General features: G+C 70.6%; 17 protein-coding genes and 1 pseudogene. 11 read left to right on the top strand and 7 right to left on the bottom strand.

Annotated elements, in window-relative coordinates; genetic code table 11:
* Positions 1–218: pseudogene (locus ABEA43_RS60975) on the bottom strand (dihydrofolate reductase family protein); the annotation flags it as partial.
* 289 nt (positions 219–507) lie between these two features.
* Positions 508–687: a hypothetical protein gene (locus ABEA43_RS60970; protein WP_345577700.1), complete on the bottom strand. Its 180-nt coding sequence runs from the start codon at positions 685–687 to the stop codon at positions 508–510.
* A 180-nt stretch (positions 688–867) separates the two neighbouring features.
* Between ABEA43_RS60970 and ABEA43_RS60965 the strand changes: the two genes are divergently transcribed.
* From ABEA43_RS60965 to ABEA43_RS60955, 3 genes are all read left to right on the top strand, one after another.
* Positions 868–1,335, top strand: coding sequence for an NUDIX hydrolase (locus ABEA43_RS60965; RefSeq protein WP_345577697.1), 468 nt, complete (start codon positions 868–870; stop codon positions 1,333–1,335).
* 119 nt (positions 1,336–1,454) lie between these two features.
* The gene (locus ABEA43_RS60960; RefSeq protein WP_345577694.1) at positions 1,455–1,862 is read left to right on the top strand and encodes a hypothetical protein; all 408 of its coding nucleotides are present in this window, start codon (positions 1,455–1,457) and stop codon (positions 1,860–1,862) included.
* 9 nt (positions 1,863–1,871) lie between these two features.
* Positions 1,872–2,090, top strand: a complete 219-nt coding sequence (locus ABEA43_RS60955; protein WP_345577691.1) for a helix-turn-helix transcriptional regulator — start codon at positions 1,872–1,874, stop codon at positions 2,088–2,090.
* Positions 2,091–2,140: 50 nt separating this feature from the next.
* Here ABEA43_RS60955 and ABEA43_RS60950 read toward each other — a convergent pair whose 3' ends face one another.
* The gene (locus ABEA43_RS60950; protein ID WP_345577688.1) at positions 2,141–2,941 is read right to left on the bottom strand and encodes a hypothetical protein; all 801 of its coding nucleotides are present in this window, start codon (positions 2,939–2,941) and stop codon (positions 2,141–2,143) included.
* A 742-nt stretch (positions 2,942–3,683) separates the two neighbouring features.
* On the opposite strand from ABEA43_RS60950, the gene ABEA43_RS60945 reads away from it, so the two are divergent.
* Positions 3,684–4,739, top strand: a complete 1,056-nt coding sequence (locus tag ABEA43_RS60945; RefSeq protein WP_345577685.1) for an LLM class flavin-dependent oxidoreductase — start codon at positions 3,684–3,686, stop codon at positions 4,737–4,739.
* A 32-nt stretch (positions 4,740–4,771) separates the two neighbouring features.
* Positions 4,772–6,274 (top strand): AMP-binding protein, encoded by a 1,503-nt coding sequence (locus tag ABEA43_RS60940; protein ID WP_345577682.1) that lies wholly within the window; start codon positions 4,772–4,774, stop codon positions 6,272–6,274.
* Here ABEA43_RS60940 and ABEA43_RS60935 read toward each other — a convergent pair whose 3' ends face one another.
* On the bottom strand, positions 6,275–6,862 hold the full coding sequence (locus ABEA43_RS60935) for a TetR/AcrR family transcriptional regulator (RefSeq protein ID WP_345577679.1): 588 nt from the start codon (positions 6,860–6,862) through the stop codon (positions 6,275–6,277).
* Between the two features lie 98 nt (positions 6,863–6,960).
* Here ABEA43_RS60935 and ABEA43_RS60930 point away from each other — a divergent pair, with 98 nt between their 5' ends.
* The gene (locus ABEA43_RS60930) at positions 6,961–8,112 is read left to right on the top strand and encodes a cytochrome P450 (protein WP_345577676.1); all 1,152 of its coding nucleotides are present in this window, start codon (positions 6,961–6,963) and stop codon (positions 8,110–8,112) included.
* Positions 8,113–8,128: 16 nt separating this feature from the next.
* Here ABEA43_RS60930 and ABEA43_RS60925 read toward each other — a convergent pair whose 3' ends face one another.
* The gene (locus tag ABEA43_RS60925) at positions 8,129–9,037 is read right to left on the bottom strand and encodes a cyclase family protein (protein ID WP_345577673.1); all 909 of its coding nucleotides are present in this window, start codon (positions 9,035–9,037) and stop codon (positions 8,129–8,131) included.
* Positions 9,038–9,067: 30 nt separating this feature from the next.
* Between ABEA43_RS60925 and ABEA43_RS60920 the strand changes: the two genes are divergently transcribed.
* Entirely contained in the window at positions 9,068–10,273 is a 1,206-nt protein-coding gene (locus ABEA43_RS60920) for a serine hydrolase domain-containing protein (RefSeq protein ID WP_345577670.1), read from the top strand.
* A 12-nt stretch (positions 10,274–10,285) separates the two neighbouring features.
* On the opposite strand, the gene ABEA43_RS60915 is transcribed toward ABEA43_RS60920, so the two are convergent.
* Both ABEA43_RS60915 and ABEA43_RS60910 read right to left on the bottom strand, forming a co-directional pair.
* Positions 10,286–11,023 carry an SDR family NAD(P)-dependent oxidoreductase gene (locus ABEA43_RS60915; protein ID WP_345577709.1) on the bottom strand — a complete coding sequence of 246 codons (738 nt, stop codon included), beginning with the start codon at positions 11,021–11,023 and terminating at the stop codon, positions 10,286–10,288.
* Positions 11,023–11,613 carry a cysteine hydrolase family protein gene (locus ABEA43_RS60910; RefSeq protein WP_345577667.1) on the bottom strand — a complete coding sequence of 197 codons (591 nt, stop codon included), beginning with the start codon at positions 11,611–11,613 and terminating at the stop codon, positions 11,023–11,025. The genes ABEA43_RS60915 and ABEA43_RS60910 overlap by 1 nt, the downstream gene beginning before the upstream one ends.
* Positions 11,614–11,778: 165 nt before the next feature.
* Here ABEA43_RS60910 and ABEA43_RS60905 point away from each other — a divergent pair, with 165 nt between their 5' ends.
* The 4 genes from ABEA43_RS60905 to ABEA43_RS60890 all read left to right on the top strand — a co-directional run bounded on the left by ABEA43_RS60905 (position 11,779) and on the right by ABEA43_RS60890 (position 15,882).
* Positions 11,779–13,620: a protein kinase domain-containing protein gene (locus ABEA43_RS60905; protein ID WP_345577664.1), complete on the top strand. Its 1,842-nt coding sequence runs from the start codon at positions 11,779–11,781 to the stop codon at positions 13,618–13,620.
* 63 nt (positions 13,621–13,683) lie between these two features.
* Entirely contained in the window at positions 13,684–14,025 is a 342-nt protein-coding gene (locus ABEA43_RS60900; protein WP_345577661.1) for a Zn-ribbon domain-containing OB-fold protein, read from the top strand.
* Positions 14,022–14,345 carry a VOC family protein gene (locus tag ABEA43_RS60895; protein ID WP_345577658.1) on the top strand — a complete coding sequence of 108 codons (324 nt, stop codon included), beginning with the start codon at positions 14,022–14,024 and terminating at the stop codon, positions 14,343–14,345. Before ABEA43_RS60900 ends, ABEA43_RS60895 begins: the two co-directional genes overlap by 4 nt.
* A gap of 16 nt (positions 14,346–14,361) precedes the next feature.
* Positions 14,362–15,882, top strand: a complete 1,521-nt coding sequence (locus ABEA43_RS60890) for a class I adenylate-forming enzyme family protein (RefSeq protein ID WP_345577655.1) — start codon at positions 14,362–14,364, stop codon at positions 15,880–15,882.
* The last annotated feature ends 51 nt before the right edge of the window (positions 15,883–15,933 follow it).

Raw genomic sequence — 15,933 nt, 5'->3', positions numbered from 1 at the left:
CCGTCGAACAGGCTGCGGTCGAAGCCCGGGGTGAGGAACGGCGCGTTCGAGGAGTAGGTCTTGGCGCCGAGCACCATGCGCAGCGGGTCGCGGTAGGCGGCGGCGCGATGGGCGAGGAATTCGGGGCCCTGCTTGCCCCAGTAGCCGCCCCAGTCGCCGTTGTGGTTGGCGAAGCCGTCGAGCGTGGAGAAGATGTCGAAGGTGTAGGTGGCGGTCATGGTGTCTCCTTGCGAGAAGGTGGTCGCACGCTCCTTGCGGCGGCCTCACCTCTGCTACGAACACCACCGCCCCGATCCGACACGCCTCCCGGATTTCTTTTCAAAACTTTCCGGGCGGCCTTCGGTCAGCGAGTTATGCGGCGTGGGTGTCGGTGCCGCGCAGGATGTACAGGTCATCGCCGAACACGGCCGAGATCTGAGGCTGCCCGCCGAGGGCCTGCACGTAGCGGGCGATGGTCTCAACGGTGGACACCTCACCGCGTTCGATCTGAGAGACCCCGGCTCTTGGTCACTCCATCAGGTCAGGGACATCGGTCTGTGACGGGCCCAGGCTTTTGCGCCGTTCGGCCGGCCGGTGGCCGTCGATGTAGGCCTGATTACGCCGCCGGGCCTCAGCCACGGCCTCCTCGCCGCCGGAGGTGGCCACGATGTCAGCGCGGACGTCGCTCCACCTGGGAAAATCTGTCATCGGTCCTTCTCCTCCGCCTCGCGTTCGGATTCCCATACAGCTCTTCGGCGCAGGGAATGGCCCGCCGATACCAGCCCGGTCAGTCATCGGACTTTATCCCCGCTGACCAGCAAGATGCCGACCGATACATGTTCTCGTTCGAGTGCGTTTGGTCCGGCGCGGAGATCTGAAAGGCACTTCATGGGACGAGTCGAGTACTGGAACGACCCGGACGCGCCGAAGGCGAACAGCTTGGTGCCGGCCTGCGGAACGGTCACCGTGGACGACGCGGGCCGCATCCTCATGCAGCGCCGACGGGACACCGGCCAGTGGGCGTTGCCCATGGGCAAGATGGAGATCGGCGAGACGCCCGCACAGTGCGCGGTTCGGGAGACTGAGGAGGAGACCGGCGTCCGGGTCGAACCTGTCGGCATTCTCGGGATCTACTCCGACCCCGGTCACATCGTCGCCTACACGGACGGGGAGATCCGCCAGGAGTACGAGGTCATGCTGATCGCCCGCCCGGTCGGCGGTCGGCCGGAGGCGAACGACGAGGCGAGCGACGTGCGGTGGGTCGAGCCCGGCGAGTTGCACACCCTGGACATTCACCCCACGCAGTGGCGGCTGCTCAATGACTACCTGGAGCAGAGGCATCCCCACGTCGATTGAACTCCGGCCACCCGCGTAGCGGCCTGTACCTCTTGTTCGACGTCGCCCAAATGTAAGGTTTCCCTTCCATAAAGTCAGGATCGCTTGACTAGATGGAAGGGAAACCTTACATTTATCGTATGGCAAAGCAGGCAGAGCAGGACCAGGTGACACGCGCGGCCCGACGTGCTGTGCTCATCGACGGCATACCCGTGGTCACTCTGGGCGTGATCGCCCTGACCCTGGGCAGCAACCCCGACCAGAGCACCGCCCAGAAAGCCTGGTGGATCGCGATCACCATCGTGTTCACTCTCGCGATGGCCTGGGTGCTGCTGCGGGCATTCCGGCGCGCGGACGAATACCTGCGCAGGATTCAGTTGGAGAGCATGGCCATCGCGTTCGCCGCAGTCCTCGTGGCGCTGCAAGTGGCCACCCTGCTCGATGCCGCGAGCATCATCCAGCTCCACCAGCTCGCGCAGTTGATCCTGCTCGGTGGCGTGGCGATCTGGCTGTTCATCGCGGACCTGCGCACCCGCTTCCACCGGTGACGGCACACCATGAAGAACCGACTACGCGAACTGCGTGCCGCTCGCCGGTGGAGCCAGGCCGACCTGGCCGACCGGTGCCAAGTCTCCCGGCAGGCCATCAACGCCATCGAAACCGAGCGGTACGACCCCAGCCTGCCCTTGGCGTTCACCATCGCCGACGTCTTCGGCCTGACCATCGAGGAAATCTTCCGTCCTGACCGGGCGGAAACGCCGGGCAACCCGGCCTGACGCGGAAACGTGTGGCAGGTTGGCTGAACCGGGGCATGCCCAAGGTCGTCTCACTGGTGGTCCTCCAGCATGACGTCGAGACGTTCTCGGAGCAGCGTGCGGCCGAGATCGTCGTAAGCGCGAGCCCATAAGGGGTGGAGTTCCGGGAAGCGCCGTACATCCTCGTGGTAGGCGGCGGTGAGTCCCAGCAGAGCGCTCGCCGGGTGGCCCGCATCGAGCATCCTGGAGGCGTCGGCCAGGATGAGGTCTATCTCCCCTGTGTACAAGGGGTAGTCGTCGGCGAAGGCGTCGTTCGGTGCAAGAACGCCGATACCGATACCGGACGGGTCGGGTTCGTGGCGCCAGCCGGTCGGCGGCGCAAGATCGAGGGGGATCTCCATATCGCCGCCGCCGGGGTTCACCCCGTACTCCGGGGTGGGCCGGATGCCGAGTTCGGCGGACAGCTGTGCCACCTGGGTGCGCCGGCGCTCTCCTCCGCTGCGCAGAGCGATGGAGAGCAGGAAGGTGAGGCCGTCCAGGGTGTTCCGGCCGATGACACCTGGTTCCTTGTGGCCGAAGGAGGCAACGGGATGGTCGGTGCGCCCGAGCTCGGGCGCGGGGAGCACCCATCCGATGCAGGTGCCATTGCCCAGGTCCGCGAAGGGCAGGAGTTCCGGTACGGACATGAACGGCACATGGTGCCGGCGGAACGCTTCCCCCGCGTAGCAGTACTCCCATCCCTGAGGCGCGAGGGGCACCTCGGACAGGTCGAACGGCAAGGCGAAGCTGGTCTGCACACGGGAAGCGTCGTACAGGCCCTCCTCGTACAGGTCCGTCGCGAGGAACCCCTCCTCCCAGGCGATGTCGACCACCTTGACGAGTGCAGGTGGGGTGGGGAACGGAAACAGGTCGTCGGTCCAGTGTGGCCGTGTCGTCATGGGGGAGAGTGTCGCAGCCACCGCCCGAAAGGGCCGGTTGGGCGGACGAGCCGGCCGTCACATCAGCGATGACCTGCACATTCACACCACGTCACTTTGTGCTCGCCGGAGTAGTGCGGCCTCCAAGAACCAGCTCTTAGGCCCTCGACACGCTTGCCGGGAATCCCCGGACCAAGCCACCAAACTGGGTTTCCGGGGCGAGAGGGCGGAGCCCCTGGGAAAGACAGCCCGAAGCGCCCCCACCGCGAAGGCCCGCGCTTTTCGGGGTGGGCTCCAGCAGGCCCACCGTGTAACCGGGCAACGGGTGGGCGACGGTGAGCGAAGCGAGCGGGGGTTTCCGGGGGGCGAGGGGGGCGGAGCCCCCTGGGAGACACAGCCCGAAGCCCACCGCGCGAGCGCCCCCACCGCGAAGGCCCGCGCTTTTCGGGGTGGGCTCCAGCAGGCCCACCGTGTAACCGGGCAACGGGTGGGCGACGGTGAGCGAAGCGAGCGGGGGTTTCCGGGGGGCGAGGGGGGCGGAGCCCCCTGGGGGGCGCAGACCGAAGCGCACCGCGCGTAGCGCCCCCTCGCGAAGGCCTGTGCCTGGGCGGGTTCTTGGCGACGGTCGTGCTGCCCGAAGGTCTGGTCGTGGTACGCTCCCAAGCGAGCGCTTGGTTTACCGCTGAGGGGCCGCCGCATGAAGTTCTCGACCTTCCACCTCTTCCACCGTTTCGACGGCCAGAGCTTCAAGGACGTCTACGACTACCACCTGGAGCTCATCGAGCTGGCCGAGGAGCTGGGCTTCGACGGGGTACGGCTGGCCGAGCACCACTTCCGCGACTACGGCGTCGTACCGAACCTGTTCACCATGCTCGCCCACGCCGCCGCCCGCACCTCGCGCCTGCGGCTGGGCACCGGCATCGTGGTGCTCCCCCTCCACAATCCGATCCACGTGGCCGAGGAGGCCGCGCTCGTGGACGTGCTCTCGGGCGGCCGGCTGGAGCTGGGGATCGGGCGGGGGTACCAGAGCTTCGAGTTCGAGGGGTTCGGGATCGACCTGGCCGAGGCGCGCGACCGGTTCAACGAGGCGCTGGAGGTCATCATCGGGCTCTGGACGCAGGAGGCGTACCAGCACGAAGGGAAGTTCTACAAGACCGGCGCCGAGGTCTCGCTCGCGCCCCGGCCGCTGCAGACCCCGTACCCGCCGCTGCACGTGGCGGCCGTCTCGCCAGAGACCGTCACCATGTACGCCGAGCGCGGCCTGCCCATCCTGGCCGATCCCGCCGCGACGTTCAGGAAGGTCGTCAGGGCGGCGGAGACCTGGCGGGAGACGGCCGCGCAGGCCAGGCACCCCGACGGGGCCGAGCTCGTGGTGGCCCGCAGCGTGTACGTCGCCCCGACGCTGGAGCAGGCGCGCGCGGACCAGGCCAGGTTCGAGGCGTCCTTCGACCGCTCGCGCATCTTCAACGAGCGCAGCGCCCCCATCGACCCGAAGACCGGACGGGCCGCGCAGGGCTTCGAGTACTACCAGGACCGCTACCTCAAGGGCGGCTCGGTGTCGGCGGACTTCCGGTGGGAGCAGCTGGAGGTGATCGGGGACCCGGAGCGGGTGATCGAGCAGATCGCGCTGCTCAAGGACGCCGGATTCTCGAACCTGCTCTGCGACTTCGGCAGCACCCGGCCCATGCCGCTGGAGGAGATGAAGCAGGTCATGCGCTTCTTCGCCGCGGAAGTCATGCCGGCTTTCGCCTGACACCCGTGCCACACCCCCCGCCGGAGGCCCAGATGATTCACAGTCTGTCTCTGTCAGACGTCGTCGCCGACCACGCCCGCAGCCGTCCCCAGGTCGTGGCGGTGGTGGACGGGGGCGTGCGGCTCACGTACCCGGAGCTTGACGCCCGGGTGAGCCGGCTCGCCGCCGCGCTGGCGGAGCAGGGGGTGTCGGGTGGTGATCGGGTGCTCTGGCTGGGGCAGAACTCACATGCCGTGCTGGAGCTGCTGCTGGCCTGCTCGCGCCTGGGTGCCGTGTTCTGCCCGGCCAACTGGCGCCAGGCGGAGGACGAGCTCCGCTTCGTCCTGTCCGACCTGTCCCCCGCCGTCGTCGTCTGGGAGCCGTCGGACGCCACCACCGCGCTCCACGCGCGTCCCGGGACGAGCGCGGGGGCCTGGGTGCAGGCGGGTGCCGAGTACGAACGGCTGGTCGCGAGCGGGACGCCGGGCGAGTTCCCCGAGGTCGCGGACACCGAGCCGGCCCTGGCCCTCTATACCGCCGCCTTCGCCGGCCGGCCCAGCGCCGCCCTGCTCAGCAGCGCCGCGCTCCTCGCGCACGCGACCTCGCTCCTCGTGGTCCGCCAGATGGAGCCCGGCTTCACCTTCCTGAACAACGGGCCGCTCTTCCACGTCGGCACCATGATGTTCTGCCTGGCCACGCTCCAGATCGGCGGCACGAACGTCTTCATGCCCGCCTTCGACGCCGAGGAGCTCTGCCGCCTGGTGGACGCGGAGCGGGTGACGCAGGCGTTCCTGTTCGGGCAGATGATCGACGCGGTGGCGAAGGCGAACGCGGGCGGCAAGTACGACCTGTCGTCGCTCCGGTTCGTCGCGCACTCCGCCGAGTGGGACGGCATGATCACCGTGGACGACTCCCCCTGGTGCCGGTCCAAGATGGGCGGGTACGGCCAGACCGAGGTGGGCGGGATGCTCACGTTCCTGGGGCTGGCGCAGGGCGGCGCGGGGTTCGCGGGGCGGCCCAGCCCGCTGGTCCAGGTACGCCTGCTGGGGCCCGACGGCGCCGAGGTGGCGGCGGGCGAGGCCGGGGAGATCTGCGCCCGCGGCAAGACCCTCTTTTCCGGATATTTCGCCCGGCCCGACTTAAATGCTGAAAAGTCGTTGTACGGCTGGCACCACACCGGCGACCTGGGCCGCCGCGAGCCCGACGGCACGATCACGTTCATCGGCCCCAAGCTCCGGATGATCAAGTCGGGCGTCGAGAACATCTACCCGGCCGAGGTCGAACGCGCCCTCAAATCACACCCCGCCGTAGCGGACGCGGCCGTCATCGGCGTGCCCGACCCCGCCTGGCACCAGTCGGTCAAGGCCGTCGTGGCACTCAAACCGGACGCCACCGTCACGGAAGACGATCTCATCGAGCACGTGAAGACGGTGCTGGCGTCGTACAAGAAGCCGCGGCGTGTGGCCTTCGTACCGGAGATCCCCAAACGCGGCTTCACCCCCGACTACGACGCCCTGGACGCCGCCCACGGCGGCGGCAACTACCCGGGCGCCTGATCAGCGCAGCGGGAGCCCCGCCTCCAGGTGCTCCAAGGCCTGGTCGAGCTGGGCGGGCGCGTCCATGCCGGGATCCTTCACCCACTCGAACCAGACCGCGAACAGCACCCCGATGATCGCCCCCGTGACGTTGCGGATCTCCGGGTCGTCCGGAGCGCGCCCCTCGCGCGCCGCGAGCTGCCCCTGGATGGTCCGCACCACTCCGGTGACGTTCTCCAGGCTCGCCGCCCAGAGCTCGGGCACCGTGAGCATGAGGATCTCCCGCGCCAGCCCCTCGGCCCGCTCTTCCGGCGTCTGCGCCTCGGTCACAGCCTTCATGGCCATCCGCACGGCGCGGATGGGACCGACGTCGGGCGGCACCGCCTGGAGGGCGTCCATGAAGGGCGGGAACTGGTCGACCAGCACCAGATCCTCTTTTGTCGCGAAATAGCGGAAGACCGTGCTGGGCGCCACCTCCGCCGCCTCGGCGATCTGCTCGACCGTCGTGGCGGCGTAGCCCTGCTCGCGGAACAGCCGCAGCGCCTCCTTCTGGATCAAGGCCCTGGTCTTGGCCTTCTTCCGCTCGCGCAAGCCCGGTCGTTCGTCCATGTCCGCCTATTCTCCGGGTCCGCGGCGCACACGTCCACTTTCGAGAGATGACTGTTTTTCGCTATACAACTTCTAAATAGGAGTCTACTCTCATAATTATGCGACTTCCCATCCACCGAGACCCGCGCTGCCCCTTCGACCCGCCGCCCGAGCTGCGCGGCCTGCCGGCGATGAGCCGCCTGGAGTTCGCCGACGGGCACCTGGGCTGGCTGGCCACCACGAGCGCGGCGGCCCGTACCGTGCTGAGCGACCCGAGGTTCAGCGCCCGGCAGGAGCTCAAGCACGTCGTCCTGCACTCCGTACGCCCAGGCGGCGTCGCCAGCCCGGCCCCGCCCGGCTTCTTCGCCGCCATGGACCCGCCCGCGCACACGCGCTACCGCCGCCTGCTCACCGGCCAGTTCACCGTGCGCAGGATGCGCCTGCTGGAGCCGCGCATCGAGCGGATCGCGGCCGAGCGGCTGGACGCCATGGAGCAGGCGGGCCCGGTCGCCGACCTCGTCACCGCGTACGCGCTGCCGATCCCGTCCCTGGTGATCTGCGAGCTGCTCGGCGTCCCGTACGCCGACCACGACTTCTTCCAGCGCCACAGCACCAGGATCGTCACCCCGAGTCCTGAGGGTCCCGTCGCGCTGAAGGAGCTGACCGCGTACCTGGCCGAGCTCGTACGGCGCAAGAGCCCGGACGACGACGACCTGATCGGCGGGCTGAAGGCGGAGCTGACCGTCGAGGAGCTGACGAACGTCGCCCTCATCCTGCTCGTCGCCGGGCACGAGACCACCGCCAACATGCTCGCCCTGGGCGTGTTCGCGCTGCTCCGGGAAGGGCGGCGGGAGCGGGAGTTCGGGGACGAGGCGGTGGAGGAGCTGCTGCGCTGGCTGTCCATCCTGCATCTGGGCGCGCCGTTGCGTACCGCGCTGGAGGACGTGGAGGTGGCCGGCGAGCTGGTACGGGCGGGCGAGACGGTCGCGCTGTCCCTGCCGGTGATCAACCGCGATCCGGCCGCGTTCGACGACCCTGAGGAGCTCAGGCTCGACCGGCCGGAGGCGCGGCGGCATCTGTCGTTCGGCCACGGCGTGCACCAGTGCCTCGGCCAGCAGCTCGCCAGGATCGAGCTGCGCATCGGCTATCGCGCCCTGTTCGAGCGCTTCCCTGATCTGCGGCTGGCCGTCCCCGCCGCCGGCGTGTCCCTGAAGGAGAACGCCGCGGTGTACGGGGTCGGCAGCCTGCCGGTGACCTGGCCTACGGGCTGAGGCGCTCGGAGCGCGGTCACAGGATGGCCAGCGGAGTGATCGGGCTGCCCGTGCCTCCTTCGATCCTGAGCGGCGCCGCCACGAACACGAACTCCGTACGTCCCGCCGCCCCCAGCTCCTCCAGCCACAGCATCTCCACCAGGTGGATCCCGTGCCGATGGAGCAGGATCAGGTGCAGATCGTCGGCCAGTCCCTCGTCGGCGAGGCCCCGGGCGTTCAGGCCGCCGATCGCGGCGTTGTCCGAGGCCACGACCGAGACGTCGTGCGCGGCCAGCCAGCGGCCCGCCTCCGCCGACAGCCCCGGCTGTCCCGACCAGTACTCCTCGTGCGACCGCCCCCACACCAACGGCCAGCCGGTACGGATCACCGCCGCGTCTCCCGCCCGCGGCGTGCCCAGCTCGGCCAGCAGCTCGGCGGAGATCCTGAAGTCGGCCGGCAGATGGTCGAGCCCGAGGTGACGGGGCACGTCGAACAGGACTCCCCTGGCGACCACCCCGCCCACGTGCTCGATGCCGCACCTGGTGGCCCCGTACGAGCGGACCCGGGCGGCCGGATGACCGTTGTAGAGCTCGTCGCCCGACCACATGTGGCACAGGGCGTCCATGTGGGTCGTGGTGCCGTGATGAGTGACGATGAGCGCGTCGTCGGCCACCCTCAGCCCCTCGCCGATCGGACGGGCGCCGGCCGCGTAGTCGGCGCCGTCCACGGACATGAAGTGCTGCGGCAGCGGGCGGCCCGGCAGGTGCGGGACCGTCGTGGGAGCGGGTGAGGAGGTGGCGCCCCTGATCGGCATGGCCAGACTCAAGACCTCGCCCGTGGTGGCGCTGCGCAGGGCGTCGAGCACCACGGCAGGGGTGAGGAGATTGAGGGTGCCACGCTGATCGTCTGGGCCGAATCGTCCCCAGTTGTTAGGCTTGCGAACCAAGTAAGCGCTTCCTTCCCCTGCGGAGGTCTGATGCACTGCGATCCTCGGTTCTCCCGTGTACGCGAGGTGTTCGAGCGGCATTTCGCCGACGGCGAGGAGCTGGGCGCCGCCTTCGCCGTCTATCTGGACGGCGAGCTGGTCGTGGATCTGTGGGGCGGCGTCGCCGACCGGCACACCGGCCGGTCCTGGGAGCAGGACACCCCGGCCTTCGCCTACTCCTGCACCAAGGCGATCACCGCCACCGTGCTGCTGCAGCTCGCCGAGCGCGGGCTGGTGGACGTCGCCGCGCCGGTCGCGGACGTGTGGCCGGAGTTCGCGGCCGGGGGCAAGGGGGCGATCACCGTCGAGCACCTGCTCACCCACCAGGCTGGGCTGCCGGTGATCGAGGAGCCGGTGCCGGTGGAGGAGTTCGAGGACCACGCCGCCATCGCGGCCAGGCTCGCCCGGCAGACGCCGATCTGGGAGCCGGGGACGGCACACGGGTATCACGCGCTGACGTACGGGTTCCTGGTGGGCGAGGTGATCAGGCGGGTGACGGGGAAGTCCGTGGGCGAGCTGGTGGCCGCCGAGATCGCCGGGCCGCTGGGGCTGGAGCTGTGGGTGGGGGCGCCGGACACGGTGATCGCCCGCGCCGCCCGGCTCAAGGCGGGCGACAGGCCCCAGGTCGCCAGGACCGGCGACGGCCAAGAGCCCGCACCCCCGGTAACCGAGGCAGACGGGGCGGCGGCCGGTGACGGACGACGGGCGCGGGACGTCCTGGCCGAGATGACCAAGGCGGCGCTCGACCCGCAGAGCCTCATGAACCGCGCGCTCGGCAACCCCGGCATCCACCTGCTCAAGGGCGGCGCGAACAACCCGGTCATCCTGCGCGCCGGCTGGCCGGCCGCCGGGGTGGTCGCCACGGCCAGGGGCCTGGCCGGCTTCTACCGCTCGCTGGTCGGCGGCGACGTCCTGCGCCCCGGCACCCTTGAGGACGCCGTCCGGCCGCGGGTCAGCGGGCCCGACCGGGTGCTGCTCCTGGACACCTCGTTCGGGCTCGGCTACATGCGGCCGTCGGTCACGTTCCTGATGCCGTCGCAGACCGCGTTCGGCCACTCGGGCATGGGCGGCTCCATCGGCCTGGGCGACCCGGGACGCGGCCTGGCCATCGGCTACGTCATGAACAAGATGGCGAACGCGATCTCCGGCAACCTGCGCGGCATCCGCCTGGTGGAGGCCGTCTACAACGCGCTGTGACAGCACGGCCGGCTAGTGCATGGTCACGCCGCCGCTCACCGACAGGGTCTGGCCGGTGACGTAGGCGGCGCGATCCGTGCAGAGGTAGGCGACCAGGCCCGCGACGTCGGCGGGCGTGCCGAGGCGGCGCAGCGGGATGCCGCGGGCGAGCTTGTCGACGAGCCCTGGCTCGGCATCGGAGATCCGCCGGAGCATGGGCGTGTCCGTGGGTCCTGGGCACACGACGTTGGAGGTGATCTGATGGCGGGCCGCCTCGCGGGCGAGCGTCTTGGCCAGCCCGAACAGCCCGGCCTTGGTCGCCGCGTACGCCCCCTCGCCGCCCGACCCGGCCCGCGCGCCGTCGGAGGAGACGAACACCAGCCGCCCCCACCGCCTGTCCATCATCCCGGGCAGGAGCAGCTTGGTCAGCAGCATCGGCCCGCGCAGGTTGACCTGCCACATGAGGTCCCAGTCCGCCGGATCGCTCTCGGTGAACGCCGCCACGACCGACACTCCGGCGTTGTGCACCAGGACGTCCACGGGCCCGACCGCCTCGCAGAAGCGTTCGACGGACGGGGGCGAGGCGAGGTCCACGGCCAGCGCCCGCGCTCCGGCCAGGCCCGCCGCCACCTTCTCCGCGGCGGGGAGGTCCACGTCCGCGAGCACTGCCCGCGCCCCGAGCGCGGTCAGGTCCGCGGCGATCGCCGACCCGATCCCGCCCGCGCCGCCCGTCACCACGGCCACGCGCCCGTCCAGGCGCAGGCCGTCCATCATTTCCACGCCTCGACCAGGTCCGCCGTGCTCGTGCGGGTGGCGAGGAGGCTGATCGTGTTCTTCAGTACGGCCTGCGCGTAGTCCTCCGGGATCCCCGCCACGGCGTCCTTCACCACGGTCACCCGGTAGCCCAGGTTCACCGCTTCCAGGGCCAGGCCCGGAATGCCCAGGTTGAGCGACACTCCTGCGGCCACCACGGCGGAGACGCCGAGCGAGCGCAGCGTCATGTCCAGCGCGGTGCCGGTGAACGGCGAGAAGCCGTGGTGGCGGCGGCTCTCCAGGTCCCCGTCGTCCCGCAGCTCGGGGAGGACCTCGACGGCGGGCGTGCCCTCCAGCATGTGGCCCGGATCCTTGAGCAGGGACACGATGAACGGGCAGTTGCCGGTGTGGGACCCGGCCCGGCCGGGGCGGAAGGCGGCGGTGCAGTGGATCACCGGCAGGCCCGCCGACCTGGCCGTGTGGAGGAGCCGGGCGGTGTTGGCCACGACGTCGTGGCGCGTACAGGCGGCCACCAGATCGGGAAATTTCGTGAGATCGCCGACGACGCCCCTCTGCATCTCCATCACCAGCACGGCCACACGCTCCACGAGCGACCTCCATAGTTAGCCGAGCGCTTGCTTGGTATTCCGGCTCGGCTCAGCATACACCCGACACACAGCGTCATTTCGGTCTAACGTCGGGCGAAATATCTGCAGTCGTGACAACCAGCACCCCGGGTGAGACCGTCAGACCCAAGAGGCCGCTTATGGGGGTTGAACTTGGTCCCTGGTTACCGCGAAGTACGCCAGCTCGGCTCCGGCCGCACCGGCCGGGTGTTCCTCGCCACCTATCAGTCGACGGGCGCCTACGTGGCGATCAAATACCTGAACGCGACCCTGCGCAGGGACACCGAGTTCATGGATCGCTACCGTTCCGACACCCATGAGCTGGTCGAGATCGACGACCAGAACGTCATCAGGCTCTACGAGTACGTCGAGACCCCCACCAGGGCCGCCGTGGTCATGGAGCTGGTGGACGGCGTGTCACTGCGCACGCTGCTGGCCGAGCACGGCAGGACCAGCCCGGAGGCCGCCCTCGCCATCCTCAAGAGCACGCTGCTCGCGCTGGCCGCCGTGCACGACAAGGGCGTCCCGCACCGCGACGTCAAGCCGGAGAACGTCCTGGTCCAGGCGGACGGCACCAGCAAGCTGACCGACTTCGGCGTGGTCGTGCACGCGGAGGAGCCCGGCGTGCCCGCGGGCAGCCCCGAGTACATGTCGCCCGAGCTGTGGACGCAGGGCAGCACGGGGCCGCCGGCGGATCTGTACGCGGCGGCGTGCGTGCTGTTCGAGGCGGTCAGGGGCCGGCCGCCCTACCGGGCGTACAAGGAGGACCGGGAAGGCGAGCTGGACGTGCCCGCGGTGCGCGACCAGCACCTGGTGGAGCCGGTGCCGCTGGAGGTCGTTCCGGATACGCTGCGCGACCTGCTCAAGCGCGGCCTGGCCAAGGACCCGGCGGTCAGGTACGCCTCGGCCAGGCAGTTCGCCGCCGAGGTGGAGGAGGACGCGGTCGCCGGGTACGGCCCCGACTGGGAGAAACGCGGCCGGCGGCACCTGGCGGAGCTGGCCACGCTGCTCGCCCTGCGCTTCCCGCTGGCCAGGACCGACCACGCGGCGGGCGCTCCGCCCACCGTACGCGAGCGGATGCTGACGATGTCGCGGCTGCCGCCGCACCTGTGGGTCGCGGCCGCCACGGTGGTCGCCGTGGCCATCGCGCTCATGCTGTCCGGCGGCCGGATGCCGCCGGGGCCCGGCACGATCCTGATGCCGCCGCCCAAGACGGACAGCCAGGCCGACCCCTCCCCCGTCGACGCCGAGACGCCCAGCCCGAGCACGACGGCCCCCGCGCCCAGGCGCACGACCGCCAGGCCGTCGGACACGCCGCCGCCGCCCCTTCCCACCTCGTCGCCGCCCCCGCCGCTGCCCACTCGGCAGCAGGGCGGGACCTCCGTGCCGCAACCTGCCGTGCGCGCGGCCGGCATCGCCCAGTGGACCGGCACGGCGGGCACGATCCAGGTCGCGGCGGACGGCACCGGGCCGGTACGGCTGCGGATCTCGTACACGCGGCGGGACGGGGAGGAGGGCGCGGCCAGGACGGTGCGCAGGGAGACGCGCACCCTGAGCGGCAGCACGGCCTACACCGTCGGCGTCACGCACTCCCCGGCGAGGGTGGCGTGCGGCGAACGGGCCTATGTCGGGATCCTGGTCATGACCGAACCGGCGGCGGCCAACGGGCCTCAGGTGAGCGAGGCGGCCATGGACGGGCCCGCCTGCGCCACCCCTACCCCGACCCGTTCGGCCACGACAGCACCGACCACGACCGCTCCCACGCCCAGCCCGGAGCAGAGTACGCCCGCTTTGTCGGGATCGACGGCTCCGGACGAGCCGCTCGCCCAGCCGTCCGACGAGCCCAATGACGAGCCGCTGGGCCAGTCGTCCGACGAGCCCACGACCGCGCTTACCGCTGGGCCCGCGACTGTGCTTACGACCGGCTCGACGGACGGCGAGCTCCTGGATGAGCGCCTTGTCCCGCCCTCCGGCGAGCTCGCCGATTAGCCCGGCCGCTTTGGCGGGTGCCGTCCCTTGCCGGGCAACCAAGCGTGCGCTAGCTTGGCAGCGATGAGCGGTGACACCTCTGGGCGCGGCGAGCTGGTCATCCAGCGCTGTACGTCCTGCGACAGGCGCAGCTGCCTCCCCGAGGCGGCCTGCCCCCGGTGCGCCGGCGAGCTCGTCTTCGAGCCGGTCCCGGGCGAGGGCGTGGTGCACACGTACACCGTCGTGCACCGCTCGTTCGCCCCCGGCTACGCGGGCCGCGAGCCGTACGTGATGGCGTGGGTGGACCTGCGGGAAGACGTCAGGGCGTTCGGGCACGTGGTGGGGTGCCCGCAGGAAGAGGTACGCATCGGGCTGCCGGTGCGGGTGACGTTCATCGACGGACTACCGCATTGGAGGCCCGCGTGAGGCTCGGAAACGTGCTGATCCCCGTCACCGACCTGGACGAGGCGATCGCCTTCTACGGGTTGCCGGTGAAGTTCCGCGACGGCGACAGGTTCGCGGCGCTCGACGGTGGCGGGGTCACCGTGGCGCTGGCCGGGCCCGCCGAGCACGTCACCGCCTCGGCCGCGCCGTCGTACAAGGTGGACGACGTGACCCTGGCCGTACGGGAGCTCACGGCGCGCGGCGGCGAGGTGGTGCGGGAGCCGGAGGAAGGGCCGCACGAGACGCGGGCCGTGCTGCGCGATCCCTCAGGAAACGTCTTCGTGCTCTATTCGCCCCTCTGACCTGGAGGCACCCCCCATGGCGCGATCACCCTACGGCAACTACGGCCACGCGATCCTGACCGCCGGAGCGCTGCGCACGCCCGGCCGGGTGGCGCTCACGTACTGCGGCGAACAGAGCCTCACCTACGACGAGCTCAACCGCAGCGTCAACCGCCGTGCCAACGCCCTGCTCGCGGCCGGCATCGGCCCGGGGCATCGGGTCGCGGCGCTGCTGAACGAGACGCTCCAGGTGGCGGAGGTCTATCTGGCCCAGGCCAAGATCGGGGCCGTCACGGCGGCGCTGAACCCGTACTGGCCGGTGGAGACACTGCGCGACGTGGTGGCGGCGTCGGGGTGCACGGCCTTCGTGTACGACTCGACGGTCGCGCAGGTGGTCGAGCAGATCAGGGGGTCGCTCCCCGGCGTGACCACGTGGATCGACGCCAAGGACCTGACCGCGGACTCCGACGCGGAGCCGCCGCTGAGCGGCTGGTACGACGACCCGCTGGCCCTCTACTACACCTCGGGGACGACCGGGCTGCCCAAGGCCGTCGTGCACACGCACGCGTCGTCGCTGGCCACGGCCCAGATCTGGCTCGACGTGCCGCGCGGGCCCGACTCGGTGTTCGGCACGGGCGCGATCATCTGGGGCATCGGGTTCCCGGCCATCGTCGGGCCCGCGCTCTACGCCGGGATGCGCCTGGTGCTGGAGCAGGACTGGGGCCCGGCGAACTTCCTGCGCGTCGTCCCCCGCGAACGGGTCACGCACGTGTCGCAGATCCCCTCGTTCTACTCGGCGCTGCTCGGGTCGGCGGACCACGAGGGCGTGGATCTCTCGTCGCTCCAGGTCATCATGCTGGGCGGCGAGCCGCTGACCGCGACCATGCTCGACCGGATCAAGGCCAGGCTGCCGCAGGCGGGCGTGTTCTCGTACTACGGCCAGACCGAGGCGCCGTACACGTGCATGGGACGGGTGGACGACGGCTCCACGCCGCTCGGGTCGTCCGGGCGCGCGCGCATGGGGAACGCGGTGCGCGTCACCGGCCCGCGCGGCGACCTGGTGATCGACGAGGTCGGCGAGATCAACCTGGCCGGGCCGCATCGGATGACCGGCTACGACGGGCTGCCGGAGAAGACCGCGGAGGTGATGCGCGGAGAGTGGTACGTCGGGGGCGATCTCGGGACGTTGTCCGCGGACGGCGTGCTGCGCGTGCACGGGCGGCGGGAGGACTCGATCATCAAGAACGGCGTCTGGACGCAGCCGGTCGTGATCGAGGAGGCGGCCTCGGCGCTGGACGGGGTCGCCGAGGCGGGCGCGGTGGGCGTGCCTGAGGGGGCACCGGAGCAACGCGTGCTGCTGGCCGTCGTGCCACGTGCGGGTCACTCGCTGGACGCGTCCAAGCTGGCGCTCGCGCTGGCCGACACGCTGCCCGCGCATCAGCGGCCCGACCAGATCGTGGTGGCCGATGAGCTGCCGCACACGCAGGACGCCTCCGGCGGGCCGGGCAAACTGCTGCGCAGGGAGATCCGCGAGCGCCACGGGCACCTCCTCGCGTGAGCGCGGACGAGAGCACGCACGAGGGCGCGGTATCCGCGAGCCCGGACGCAC

Source organism: Nonomuraea rosea (assembly GCF_039539705.1).
GTDB lineage: Bacteria > Actinomycetota > Actinomycetes > Streptosporangiales > Streptosporangiaceae > Nonomuraea > Nonomuraea rosea.
Note: the sequence above shows the minus strand (reverse complement) of the source record. Positions and strands in the feature narration are given on the sequence as shown.